The sequence below is a fragment of the Chromohalobacter sp. 296-RDG genome, assembly GCF_029889885.1.
Lineage (GTDB): Bacteria > Pseudomonadota > Gammaproteobacteria > Pseudomonadales > Halomonadaceae > Chromohalobacter.
On sequence record NZ_JARANY010000004.1, the window covers coordinates 100,194 to 113,147 of the forward strand.

General features: G+C 62.9%; 12 protein-coding genes. 6 read left to right on the top strand and 6 right to left on the bottom strand.

Features of this window, described 5'->3' with window-relative positions; genetic code table 11:
• On the top strand, positions 1–390 hold the full coding sequence (locus tag OP495_RS03235) for a hypothetical protein (protein WP_280562702.1): 390 nt from the start codon (positions 1–3) through the stop codon (positions 388–390).
• Between the two features lie 77 nt (positions 391–467).
• Here the strand turns inward: OP495_RS03235 and OP495_RS03240 are convergent, their stop codons facing one another.
• Positions 468–935 carry a cold shock domain-containing protein gene (locus tag OP495_RS03240; RefSeq protein ID WP_280562701.1) on the bottom strand — a complete coding sequence of 156 codons (468 nt, stop codon included), beginning with the start codon at positions 933–935 and terminating at the stop codon, positions 468–470.
• 183 nt (positions 936–1,118) lie between these two features.
• Here OP495_RS03240 and OP495_RS03245 point away from each other — a divergent pair, with 183 nt between their 5' ends.
• A complete protein-coding gene (locus OP495_RS03245; protein WP_280562700.1) occupies positions 1,119–1,355 on the top strand; it encodes a SlyX family protein in 237 nt (78 codons plus the stop codon).
• Between the two features lie 33 nt (positions 1,356–1,388).
• On the opposite strand, the gene OP495_RS03250 is transcribed toward OP495_RS03245, so the two are convergent.
• From OP495_RS03250 to polA, 3 genes are all read right to left on the bottom strand, one after another.
• Positions 1,389–2,939 (bottom strand): DHA2 family efflux MFS transporter permease subunit, encoded by a 1,551-nt coding sequence (locus OP495_RS03250; protein WP_280562699.1) that lies wholly within the window; start codon positions 2,937–2,939, stop codon positions 1,389–1,391.
• The gene (locus OP495_RS03255; RefSeq protein ID WP_280567178.1) at positions 2,940–3,992 is read right to left on the bottom strand and encodes an HlyD family secretion protein; all 1,053 of its coding nucleotides are present in this window, start codon (positions 3,990–3,992) and stop codon (positions 2,940–2,942) included.
• 187 nt (positions 3,993–4,179) lie between these two features.
• Entirely contained in the window at positions 4,180–6,948 is a 2,769-nt protein-coding gene (gene polA / locus OP495_RS03260; protein WP_280567180.1) for a DNA polymerase I, read from the bottom strand.
• Between the two features lie 180 nt (positions 6,949–7,128).
• Between polA and OP495_RS03265 the strand changes: the two genes are divergently transcribed.
• From OP495_RS03265 to speA, 4 genes are all read left to right on the top strand, one after another.
• Complete coding sequence (locus OP495_RS03265; RefSeq protein WP_280567182.1) at positions 7,129–7,407, top strand: DUF2782 domain-containing protein; 279 nt, start codon at positions 7,129–7,131, stop codon at positions 7,405–7,407.
• Between the two features lie 96 nt (positions 7,408–7,503).
• On the top strand, positions 7,504–8,481 hold the full coding sequence (locus OP495_RS03270; RefSeq protein WP_280567184.1) for a homoserine kinase: 978 nt from the start codon (positions 7,504–7,506) through the stop codon (positions 8,479–8,481).
• A 224-nt stretch (positions 8,482–8,705) separates the two neighbouring features.
• Entirely contained in the window at positions 8,706–9,011 is a 306-nt protein-coding gene (locus OP495_RS03275) for a hypothetical protein (protein WP_280562693.1), read from the top strand.
• A 93-nt stretch (positions 9,012–9,104) separates the two neighbouring features.
• A complete protein-coding gene (speA, locus tag OP495_RS03280) occupies positions 9,105–11,006 on the top strand; it encodes a biosynthetic arginine decarboxylase (protein ID WP_280567186.1) in 1,902 nt (633 codons plus the stop codon).
• A 32-nt stretch (positions 11,007–11,038) separates the two neighbouring features.
• Here speA and OP495_RS03285 read toward each other — a convergent pair whose 3' ends face one another.
• Positions 11,039–11,710, bottom strand: a complete 672-nt coding sequence (locus tag OP495_RS03285; RefSeq protein ID WP_280562691.1) for a fumarylacetoacetate hydrolase family protein — start codon at positions 11,708–11,710, stop codon at positions 11,039–11,041.
• A 109-nt stretch (positions 11,711–11,819) separates the two neighbouring features.
• Entirely contained in the window at positions 11,820–12,833 is a 1,014-nt protein-coding gene (locus OP495_RS03290) for a GlxA family transcriptional regulator (protein WP_280567189.1), read from the bottom strand.
• Positions 12,834–12,954: the final 121 nt, after the last annotated feature.

The window sequence follows — 12,954 nt, forward strand, 5'->3', positions numbered from 1 at the left end:
GTGGAGCGCTACCCCGACATCGAGATCTATCTAGCCGACGCCGACATCGAAGCCGTGCAAGGCTGGCTCGCCGAACATTTCGACGAACGACCCGCGCTGGTCAAGCGCGGCAAGAGCCAATGGCGAGCACAGGCACGCTATGCCGACAGCGAGGTGCCGATTTTGCTGGTGACCCATGCCGCCGACGGTTTCGCCAGCCTGTGGTTCGACAGTCCGCACACCCCCTGGCCACGCGATGTGGACTGCGCGCGTGATGCCGCGCGCTCGCTTGGCTGTGAGGTGCGTTGCTCATTGGGCGGATGGCAACCCGGCGACGAGCCGGACCGCTTCTGGCGCGTCCGCGCGGACGGCGAGGAAAGCGCCATCGACTGGCCGGATTCAGGACAATAGCGCGGCTCATGACGTAAAACGCCCCATCCGATGCAACCGAATGGGGCGTTGTCATGCCTGCGTGGCAGGATCTGCAGTCAGGAAATAACGGTCACATCATCGGCCTGCAGGCCACGTTCGTTCTCGATGACGTGATAGCGGACCTTCTGACCTTCCGCGAGCGTGCGATGTCCCTTGCCACGGATGGCGCGAAAATGCACGAACACATCCTCGCCGCTATCGCGGGTGATGAAGCCGTACCCTTTATTGACGTTGAACCACTTCACTTCGCCGATCTCACGGTCGTCGTTTTCCAACTCGACGAGATGCGCCAGCTGCCGCGACTGCGGGCCCAGAACTTGCGTGCTCAGCGTTCCCAGCAACAACAGCACGAACACGGCCAGGGCCGTGGCGCTATACGCGATGGCAATGCCATCGGCTTCGAGCATCAGGGAAAACTCCAGCACGCTACCGCTCAACGTCACGAACAGCGCGATCAACAGTGGAGAAGGAATGGCCAACAGGACACTGATGAGACTACAACGTAGGAATATCTTACGATTCATGGACCTCGATATCTCTTGTTGTCCGATGGAAATGCTCCTTGGGCGCCTGAGCGCGTACAGAGCCGACATGAGTTGCGCAGTCAATACGCAACGTGATGAACACAACTTTTGAACACAACGCTCTTGAACGCATTGCATAAGGTGCCAGAAATGAACGGTGACACACCGTCAAAAGATTCTAGCATGACCGAGGATGTCACGCGCGACCGCCTCGACGCACTGGAGTCCCGACTCGCCTATCAGGAAGACTGGTTGGACACGCTCGACCATGCCCTGGCCGCGCAGGACCGACGCATGGCCCAGCTCGAACGCACCAATGACATGCTGCGCAAACGCCTGCGCAACCTGCGTCAAAGCGTCGACCACATGAGCGATGACGACGCTCCAACGCCCAGCGACGAGATACCACCCCATTATTGAGCACAACCCACGCCTCGGCCGTTGGGCCATGAATCAAGCGTGCTGGGGCTTTTTCAGCAGCAGAATCAATGGCGCCACCAACAGGTACAGCACGCCCAGCCACAGAAAGATATCGTTGTAAGCCATGACCATGCTTTGCTCAAGCAGGGTGCGCGCCAGCATCTCGACCGAGGCGGCATGTGGGTCACCGGTCGACGCCAGCAGCTGCTGATACTGCGCCTGGGTCGCGTTGACGACCTCGCGGCCTTGATCGATGGCAGGAATCAGCTGATTCCAATGGTAGTCTTCACGCCAGTCGCGAATCGTGTCCAACAACGCCAGGCCCACCGCCCCGCCGAGATTGCGCATCACGTTGAACAGACCACTGGCATTGCCGACCTCGCTGGGCGGCAAGGTGCCAAAAGCAATGCGCGAGATGGGAATCAAACACACCACCAGTCCCACGCCACGCACTACTTGCGGCCAGAAAAACACGTCAAAGCCCGATTCGGCTGTCAGATCGGCATTCATCACCGTGCCGATACCGGTCAATAGCATCCCCAGCAGCAAGAGTGCGCGCAGATCGACCGTGTCGGAGGCACGCCCCACCAGAGGTGCGGTCAAGAACATCGCGCCACCGGTAACGATCATGACCTCACCAATCTGCAAGGCCGAATAGCCGCGCACGTTGCCCAAGAACAACGGCAATAGATACACCAGGCCATACAAGCCGATTCCCACCACGAACCCTAGCCCAGCCCCTACGGCGAAATTAAGGTTAGTAAAGGCGCGCAGGTCGACGATGGGGTGACGGTGGCGTAGAGCGCGCCAGAAGAACCCCACCGAGGCGAGTGCGCAGACGATTGCGGCAATGAGGATCGTGCGGCTGGCGAACCAGTCGTCGCCGGGGCCTTCCTCGAGCGAAAATTCCAGCGTGCCCAGGAACAGTGCCAGAAGCGCCAAGCCGATGAGGTCGAGGTGGCGCAACGCGCGATGGTCGGGGCGATCGATATCTAGAAGCCGCCACACCGCAGCCGACACCAGGACACCGGGCACGAGATTGGCGAGAAACAGCCAATGCCAGCTCGCGAACTCGGTGATGTAGCCACCCACGGTCGGCCCGATCGACGGCGCCAGCGTCGCCACCAGGCCCATCACACCCTGTACCGTGCCCATCATGCGCCGTGGAAAGACACTGAAACTGATGGCATAGGCGATGGGAATCATCGCCCCGCCCATGAAGCCCTGAATGGCCCGCAGCACGATCAGCGATTCGATGGAATTGGCCATGGCGCAGCCGAGGCTCGCCAGCGTGAAGCCCAGGCAAGAGGTCACGAGCGCGACTCGGGTGGAAAGAATCCGCGTCAGCATGCCCGACAGCGGGATCATGATGATCTCGGCGATCAGATAAGAGGTCTGAACCCAGGATATCTCGTCAGCGCTGGCCGAAACCCCGGCCTGAATCTCATTGAGAGAACTCGCGACGATCTGGATATCCAGAATCGCCATGAACATTCCGAACACCGCTGCCACGAAGGCCAGTTGAGTACGCCGTGAAGGCGCCTCCTGCGGACCCGCCGAGTCGCTTGCGATCGCCTCGGCCATTTAACCGTCGTACTCGGGGTCGAGGTCGCGCGTATCCACCGATGGCACCACCGAGAGGCCATCGCGCAAGCGCTCCAAGGCATCATCCGGGCCCGTCACGCGGATACGCACCGGCACCCGCTGGACGATCTTGTTGAAGTTACCGGTGGCGTTGTCCTGCGGCAGCAGGCTGAAGCGCGAGCCCGTGGCAGGCGCCAAGCTATCGACGACGCCTTCGAACTCGGTATCGGGATAGGCATCGACATGCAACGATACCGACTGCCCCGGCCGCATGCGCGTGGTCTGGGTTTCCTTGTAATTGGCAACGACATAGGCCGAGCGAATCGGCACCAGTTGCATCAAGGTCAACGACGGCTGGGCCAGCGTGCCGACTTCCACCGTCTTGTTGCCGATCACACCGGCCACCGGCGCCGTCAGGCATGTCTTATCGAGCTGGTGGCGCGCGTTGTCGATGTCGGCACGGGCGGATTCGATATTGGCCTCGGCACTGTCGCTTTCGGCTTCGAGCACGTCGAGCTGCTTGCGTGACGAAGCCAGCGTGGCACGCCGAGCCGCAAGCGTCGCTTCCGCGACCTGCACGGCCGCCTGATCGTCCTGGTACTCTTGCTGAGAGGCGTAGCTTTTCTCAGCCAGGCGCTTCGAGCGCTCGAGATGCAAGCGTGCCTGTTCGAGATCCGCCTGCGCCGAGTTCACCTGCGCCTGGGCCTCGTCGATCGAGGCGTGTTGCTGCTCGACCTGGCGATCAGCACTGACGGCATTGGCCTGGGCCACGGCCAGCGACGCCTGGGCCTGGGCAAGTTGAGACTTGGCATCGCTGGGGTCGAGCCTCACCAGAATATCGCCGGCCGAGACGCGCTGGTTATCGGACACCGCCACCTCGTCGACACGCCCGCTGACCTCGGCCCGCACCGCAACACTGTCGGCATGTACGTAAGCGTTATCGGTCTCTTCGAAGTAACGACCGGTCTGCCACCAATGTATCCCCCAGACGAGGGCCACCAGCACCAACACGACCAATGCCAGCGCCGTATAAAGTCGCTTCTTGATTTTCATAACTCGAGTTCACCGGACGGTCTACAGAGGTCGTACAGGATACACTAATCCGCCCGGTGGACGCTTGGGGAGCTATCCAGGCACTACTGAGGCTCTCCCTTCCGTCCCCGCTGCGTCTCAACAACGCGCCACGGCCGATCGATATCCGTCCGGGCACGTGCATATCCTGCCATGTCTCATGGCCGCCTCAGTGCGCTTCGTCCCAGTTGGCGCCGGCGTTGGCTTCGACGGTCAACGACACGTCGAGCTTGACGGCATCTTCCATGCGTTGGCGGATGGCGTCGGTGAAGGCGTCGATCTGACTTTCCGCGACTTCGAAGACCAGTTCGTCGTGGACCTGCATCACCATCCAGGCGTCGAAGTCCCCGTCACGTAGCCAACGGTCGACGTCGATCATCGCCAGCTTGATGATGTCGGCGGCGGTGCCCTGCATCGGGGCGTTGATGGCGGTGCGCTCGGCGGCCTGGCGGCGAGTACGGTTCTGAGCATTGATCTCGGGGAGATAGAGGCGACGACCGAACACCGTCTCGACATAGCCATCGTCGGCGGCCTGGGCACGAATACGCTCCATGAAGCGTGCCACGCCGGGATAACGGTCGAAGTAGCGGTCAATGTAGGTCTGCGCCTGATTGCGTTCGATATGCAGCTGTCGCCCCAGCCCCCAGGCGCTCATGCCGTAGATCAGACCGAAGTTGATGGCCTTGGCACTGCGCCGTTGCTCACCGCTGACGGCATCGAGCGCCACACCGAACACTTCCGCTGCGGTGGCGGTGTGGATATCGCGTTTCTCGGCGAACGCCTCGAGCAATCCCTTATCGCCGGAGAGGTGCGCCATGATGCGCAACTCGATCTGCGAATAGTCGGCGGCGACGATGCGATAGCCGGGGCGCGCCACAAAGGCCTGGCGAATCTTGCGCCCTTCTTCGGTACGGATGGGGATGTTCTGCAGGTTGGGATCGGATGACGACAGACGCCCGGTGGCCGTGACCGCCTGGTGATAGCTGGTATGCAGCCGCCGCGTGGTGGGATTGACCAATTGCGGTAGTTTGTCAGTGTAGGTCGACTTCAATTTGGCAAAGCCGCGATGCTCGATGACCACCTTGGGCAACGGATAATCCAGCGCCAGTTCCTCGAGCACCGCCTCGGCGGTGCTCGGCGCGCCCTTGGGCGTCTTCTTGATCACCGGGATTTTCAATTCATCAAAGAGGATCTCGCCGAGTTGCTTGGGCGAGCCCAGGTTGAATTCTCGCCCGGCCAGCTCGTACGCACGCGCTTCCAGTTCCCGCAGACGCTTGTCCAGCGCGCGGCTCTGGGTGTGCAGGCGCTCGGCGTCCAACGCCACGCCGTTGCGTTCCATGTGCGAAAGTACCGGCACCAACGGCAGCTCAACCTCATCCAGCACCGCCGCCAGGCGGCCTTCGCCGTCCACGCGTGGGCGCAATTCACGGTGCAACCGCAAAGTGATGTCGACATCTTCGCAGGCGTAGGGCGCGGCTTCTTCGAGTGCGACCTGATCGAAGGTCAGCTGCTTGGCGCCCTTACCGGCAATCTCCTCGAAGGTGATGGTCTCCTCGCCGAGGTACTTGAGCGCCAGCGAGTTCATGTCGTGGCGCGTCGCCGTGGAATCGAGCACATAAGACGCCAGCATGGTGTCCTCGAGGCACCCCGTGACCTCGATGTCATAACGCGCCAGCACCGAGATGTCGTACTTGAGGTTCTGGCCGACCTTGGCCTTGGAAGCGTCTTCCCACAGCGGCTTGAGCGCGGCCAGCACCGTGTCGCGATCGAGTTGATCGGGCGCATCGAGATAGCGGTGCGCCACCGGGATATAGGCAGCCTCGCCGGCGTCCAGCGCCAGGCCGATGCCGACGATCTCGGCCTCCATGTAGTTGAGGCTGGTGGTTTCCAGATCGAAGCAGAAGATGTCCGCCTGCGCCAGACGATCGCGCCAGGCATCGAAGGCCTCTTGCGTGACGATGACATGATCCTCGCGCAGCGTTGAGCTCGTATCGGCCGCCGGTGCGTCATCCTCCTTCGCTGGCGCCCCCTTGGCCACATCATCGACGCCCTCATCGCGTCCCTCGAGCAACTCACCCAGCCAGTTCTTGAATTCAAGCTCGGTATAAAGCGCCTTGAGCGCCTCACGGTCGGGATGCGCAATGTTCAGATCGTCGAGGCCCACCGGTAGCGCGCAATCGGTCTTGATCGTTGCCAGTCGGTAGGACAGGAAGGCCTGATCGCGATTGGCGTCGAGCTTCTTGTCCAGCGTCTTGGCGCCGCGAAAGTCCAGCGTCTTGATACGCTCGAGATCGGCGTAGAGGGTCTCGAGTCCGCCCTGCATGCCTTGCAGCAAGCCGAGCGCGGTCTTCTCGCCGACGCCCGGCACGCCGGGGATGTTGTCGACCTTGTCGCCCATCAACGCCAGATAATCGATGACCAACGACGGCGGAATCCCGAACTTGGTCTCGACGCCGGCCACGTCGAGCGTCTCGCCCTTCATGGTGTTGACCAGGGTGATGTGCGCGTTGACGAGCTGCGCCATGTCCTTGTCACCGGTGGAAATCACCGCATCACGCCCCGCCTCGGTGGCATGCCGCGCCAGGGTGCCGATCACGTCATCGGCCTCTACGCCCTCGATGCACAAAAGCGGCAAGCCCAGTGCACGAATGCAATCGTGCAACGGTTCGACCTGAGGCCGCAGGTCGTCGGGCATCGGCGGGCGGTGCGCCTTGTACTCGGCGTAGATCTCGTCGCGGAAGGTCTTGCCCTTGGCGTCGAAGACCACCGCCATGGGGCTGTCGGGATACTGCTTGAGCAGGCTCTTGAGCATGTTGAGCACGCCCTTCACCGCGCCGGTGGGATTACCCTTGGACGTGGTCAGCGGCGGCAAGGCGTGAAAAGCCCGGTACAAGTACGACGAGCCGTCGACGAGAACGATGGGGGGCGTGTTGGCCATGGCATCAGCATCCATTGGAAATTCGCGATACCGCCATGATACGCAAGGCATTGCGCAGCGTCAGGCAAAACCCTCTGCACATGCGCCGAACGCGCATGATGTGGGATAATGACCTTTCATTACCTCATGGGCTCGGGGCGCAATACCATCGTGTTTGCCCCACCAGCCGAGGAGAGCGTCATGCAGCGTCTACCTATTGTTCTATGTCTGGGATTCGGCCTCATTATCGGCACCGGCGCCTCGCTTGCCGTCGCGCAGCCGTCCCCGGACATCACCGTGCGCCAGGACGACAACCGCACACTCAAGGAATACCGCGTCAACGGCGAGCTCTATGCCATCGAGATCGTTCCTCGGCAAGGCGCCAGTTACTTCCTGATCGACGACGACGGCGACGGTAACTTCAAACGCCGCGATGCCGCACGCGTCGAGGTGCCCGACTGGGTCACCGGCGACGAATGATGTTGCCGGCCGCACATCAACGACCTCAACAACGGCGGTAGGACTACCCGCGCCAAGCCGCTACAATGCGCGCTTGGCACCCCGGGCGAGAGGCACATGGCCGTATTCACTCCTTTGACCGAGACCCAGGTCGCACGCTTTCTCGAGCGTTTCGCGATCGGCACGTTGACCACGCTGGAAGGCGTGCCCAGCGGCACGGAGAACTCCACCTTCTTCGTCACCACCGACCAAGGACGCTTCGTGCTCACCCTGTTCGAGCAGGGCGAAAGCGATGAGCTTCCCTTCTTCGTCGCCTTGCTCGACTATCTCGCCGAGCACCGGCTACCCGTGCCGGGCCCCGTTCACGATCACGACGGCGTGGCCCTGCAAGAACTCGCCGACCGCCCGGCGCTATTGTTCCCGCGCCTGCCGGGTCGGCATCCCGAATCACCGACGCTCGCCCAGTGCCGCGAACTAGGTGATGCCCTGGGGCGCATGCACAAGGTCTCGCAGCGCTTCGAAGGCCAACGCCCCAACCCCCGCGACCTGCACTGGTTGTCCAGCGCGCAACATAAGGTCATGAGCTATCTGTCCGAGGCCGATCAGCGTTTGATGGGCGACGAGATAGACGCCTATCAGGGCATTTTCTGCGATGCCTCGAAGCTTCCCCAGGGCGCGATCCATGGCGATCTGTTTCGCGACAACGCCCTTTTCGACGGTGACCAACTGGGCGGCATCATCGACTTCTACAACGGCTGCACAGGCGATTTGCTCTTCGATCTGGCCATCGTCGTCAATGACTGGGCCAGCGCTGCCGACGGCCGCTTCGACGACGCCCGCTACACGGCGCTCCTCGGCGCCTACCAGGCGCGCCGCCCGCTTACCGCAACCGAGCAAGCCCTGTGGCCGGTGATGTTGCGCATGACGGCATTGCGCTACTGGCTATCGCGGCTGCTGGTCGTCTACGTCGACCCGCCCGCGCACGACCTCACGCCCAAGGATCCCAGTCAGTACCGTCACATGCTCGCGATGCGTCTCGAGCACGGCGCCCCGCTCTTGCCGCCCGCCAGCCCGCTCCCGTCAACAACGCCATAGGTTCTGTACGAAAAGTCGGCGAGCGATGGCCAGACAAGGCAAAAATTGGCGAAAAGACGGAGTTTACGCGGTGTAAATGAGTACTTTGAGCCAATTTTTAACGCCGTATGGGCGAGCGCAGGCAGTTGTCGTACAGAACCTAAGACTGCTTTAAGAAACGCGGCATAGTCTGGAACCGTCATCGACGGCGGAGCACGATGCTCCGCCCTGGACGGGAGCTCACCATGCCCACCTTCACGCACGTCGTCACGACCGTACGCCCCTTTCGTTTGGTCTCTGCCACCCTGCATCGCTACCTGCGCTACGGCTGCGCGTCGCTGGCCTTGGCACTCACGGCCCTGGCTTGGCAATCCCAGAGCACGGTGCCCGCCCTGGTGCTCACCTTCGGCCTGGGCTGCGCGCTACTGGGTGACGCCCTGCAACGCACAGGCGCGACTTTCGAGCGCCTGGATGCCGCATTCGGCGAGGCGCTGACGCACCTCGGCATGGCCAGTGGCACCACTCTCGGCGTGCTGTTCATTCTGCGCTGAGCACGCCGGCGCCTCTTTGCAGCCCTGTATGCGAGCGGCATAATGCCACCCCGTTCGTTCACCGGGCCACGCCGGCCCGTCCAGGAGTGCGCCATGACCTCGCCCGCCGATCAGGCACGCCGCACCTACAATATCGATCAGTGGGGCAGCGACTACTTCAACGTCGACGACGCCGGTCATGCCGTCGTGTGTCCGCGAGGTAGCGACACCGCAGGCCCCGCCCTGCCGCTCAAGGCCCTGGTCGACGAGTTGCGCCGCGCGGGTTTGCGTCTGCCGGTGCTGGTACGTTTCACCGACATCCTCCACGACCGCGTCGAGCGACTATGCGCCGCCTTCGACACTGCCATGCAGGATGAAACCTACACCGGCGGCTACACCGCCGTGTATCCCATCAAGGTCAACCAGCAGCGCCGCGTGGTGGAAGAAATGCTCGCCACTCAGGCACGTGGCCATGGACGGGTCGGCCTGGAGGCCGGCAGCAAGCCGGAACTGCTGGCGGTACTGGCGCTTTCCGGTGACGGCCCCTCGCTGATCGTCTGCAATGGCTACAAGGACCGTGAGTACGTGCGCCTGGCATTGATGGGCGAGAAGCTCGGCCATCGCGTCTACCTGGTGGTCGAGAAGCATTCCGAACTCACGCTAATCCTCGAGGAAGCCGAGCGCCTGCAGGTCACGCCGCGCATCGGTCTACGCGCACGGCTGGCCTCGGTGGGCAAGGGCAAGTGGCAAAATAGCGGCGGCGAGAAATCCAAGTTCGGGCTCACCGCCAGCCAGATTCGCGACGTCGTCGAACGCCTGCGCGACGCCGACGCCCTGGCCAGCCTGCAATTGGTGCATTTCCACCTCGGCTCACAGATCGCCAACATCCGCGACATCCAGCGCGGCCTGCGCGAATGCGCGCGCTTCTACCAGAGCCTGAACGCCCTGGGCGCACCGGTGGATACCGTCGACGTCGGCGGCGGCCTGGGGATCGACTACGAAGGCACCCGCTCACGGAGCTTCTGCTCGATCAACTACTCGATGCATGAATATGCGAGCAACGTGGTATGGGCCTTCCGTCAGGTCTGCGACGCCGAAGACTTGCCGCACCCGCATCTGATTTCCGAATCGGGGCGCGCCCTGACCGCGCATCACGCGGTACTGATTACCAACGTCATCGGCGAGGAGCGCTTGAGCGAAGAAGCGCCCACGCAACGCCTCGGCGGCGATGCCGAGCTCGATGAATTGTGGCGGGTACACGCCAAACTGGACACCACCCAGGAACCGCGCGGCCTCGCCGAGGCCTACCATGACCTGGTGCAGGCCATCGGCGAACTGCAGGACCGCTTCGTGCTTGGCCTGGCCACCCTCGACGCACGCGCCGAGGGCGAGACGGTCTACTTCGCCGCCTGCCGACGCCTGAGCGCACAGCTCGACCCGCGCAATCGCGCGCATCGCGAGATCGCCGATGAACTCGCCGAAAAGCTCGCCGACAAGCTGTTCGTCAACTTCTCGCTGTTCCAGTCGGTGCCTGATGTGTGGGGCATCAACCAAGTCTTCCCGGTGCTGCCCCTGACCGGCCTCGACCGGCCACCCACACGGCGCGGCGTGATTCAGGACATCACCTGCGACAGCGACGGGCGCATCGATTGCTATGTCGACGGCCAGGGCCTGGAAGCGACGCTCCCGCTCCCCGAATGGCAGGACGGCGAGGACAAGCTGATGGGTCTGTTTCTGGTTGGCGCCTATCAGGAGATCCTCGGCGACCTGCACAACCTGTTCGGCGATACCGACGCCGTGGACGCCACGTTGGATGCTAACGACCAATGGCAGCTCAGCAATCACCAACAGGGTGATACCGTCGCCGACGTGCTGCGTTACGTGAACTTCGACGCCGACGAACTCAGCCAGCGTCTATCGCATCAGCTCAAGAACAGCGCGCTGAGCGATGCCCAGCGCGACGACTTCATGCGCGATCTCGCCGCCGGCCTGGAAGGCTACACCTATCTCGAGTGACGCCAAATCTCTGGAGTGACGCCAAATCCACGTCACCGCGTCTGCGTAGACGCCTCCAGCCCGAACGAGCCCCACAGCGACAGTTGGGCATTGCAGGGTAACGGCCCGACTCCCGCCGGTGTGCCGGTGAGCACCACATCGCCGGGCTGCAGCGTGAAACGCCGCGACATCTCGGCCAGAAGTTTAGGAATGGCGAACAGCATGTCGCGCGTCTCGCCGGTCTGACGGCGCTCGCCGTCGATCTCCAGCGTGAAGCGCAAATCCGCCCAGTCGGGCACCTCATCCAGCGCTACGAACGGCGACAGCGGGCAAGCACCATCGAAGGCCTTGGCGGCTTCCCACGGGTGGCCTTTTTCCTTCAATTGCGCCTGCACGTCGCGCAGCGTCAAGTCTAGCGCCAGGCCAAGCCCGGTGACGGCGCGCTCGGCCTGCTCGGCGCTGGCCCCGCTCAAGCGCTTGCCGATGAGCAGCGCCAGCTCGGTTTCGAAGTGCACCTCGCCACGCGTGAATTGCTCGGCGATATCGCGTGCCATGGGCACCGCGCTGGTGGCGGGCTTGATGAACAACAGCGGCGCGCCAGGTACCGGATTGTCGAGTTCACGGGCGTGCTCGGCGTAGTTGCGACCCACGCAGACGATCTTGCCCAGCATATGGGGAAAGACGCCGCCATCGGCCAGGCGGGTCACGAAGGGTTGGGCGGACATGCAGACTCCTTGCAAACGAAAAGCGCCGCAACGGCGAAGCCCCAAGTCTAACGCGACCGACGACGCGGTACACTGCAACCTCCGGCGAGGCTGCCTCTTTGTCGTCACTTCACACGGTACCTCGCTCGGCCGTCGCGCTGGGCCGCTCGCCGAAACGTGCCTGGTAGACGCGCGAGAAGTGTGCCAAGTGCGCGAAGCCGCTAGTCAAGGCGGCCTCGGTCACCCGGCAGCGGCTGTCAGCGAGCAAGCGTCGGGCATAGTCGAGGCGCATCCCCACATAGCACTGCTTGGGCGTCTCGCCGAAATGCGCCACGAAAAGACGCGTCAACTGCCGTTGGGACTGGCCGATCAGACGACATATCTCGGGAATCGACAAGACCTGGTCGAGATGGGTTTCCATCACCGCCAGCGCGCGCACCACACTGCGCGGTAAATTCTCCAGAGTACGCGCTGCGCCTGCCCTCCAGGCTTCTTCCTCGGAAACACGCTGGTGCACGAGCTGCCGCCCCACGGCATTGGCCAGCGCCGGCCCGTAGTCGTGCTCGATCCATTGCAGCATCATGTCGATGCCCGCCGCGCCGCCAGAGCCGGTCAAGCGCTGCCCGGCGAATTCGAAGCGCGCCTCGCTGACGCTGATATGCGGAAACTCCGCGCGGAAGGCCGGCACGCTCTCCCAGTGAAGCGCCACACGATGCTGGTCGAGCAAGCCCGCCCGGGCAAGGATGAAAGGCCCGGTATCGAGCCCGCCGACACGCCCGCCATGCGCCGCGACGTGCCGCAGCACCGCGCGCTCGGCACCAGTCACACTGACTTCCGCCTCGTACGAGGAAATCACCATCAGCAAATCGCCGGGGGTATGTTCCGCCAGGACGCCCTCGACCTCAATGCGCACGCCGTTGCTGGCCACCACCGCCTCGCCATCCGCCGAGAGCAGCCGCCAGGCGAACAGCTCGCGACCGAAGCGATTGGATACGCGTAACGGCTCGAGCAGGCAAAAGAGCGTCAGCATCGAGAAATTGGGAACCAACCACACATTCACGGTATGCGCCGCGTCGCCGGGATTGGGAACCGGGGGTTGCTCGGGACGGGGGTAGGGCCAATCGGTTCGAGTATTCTCGCTCATGGCTAAAATCATCTATTAAATGGCGAATTAGTGCAAACCCCGTTCGGTCAATCCGCCTAGGGTAGGGAAACGCCTTGGCTCACCCGCCGGGGCAGTCGACCCCATGCCAGCAGTGGAGAGC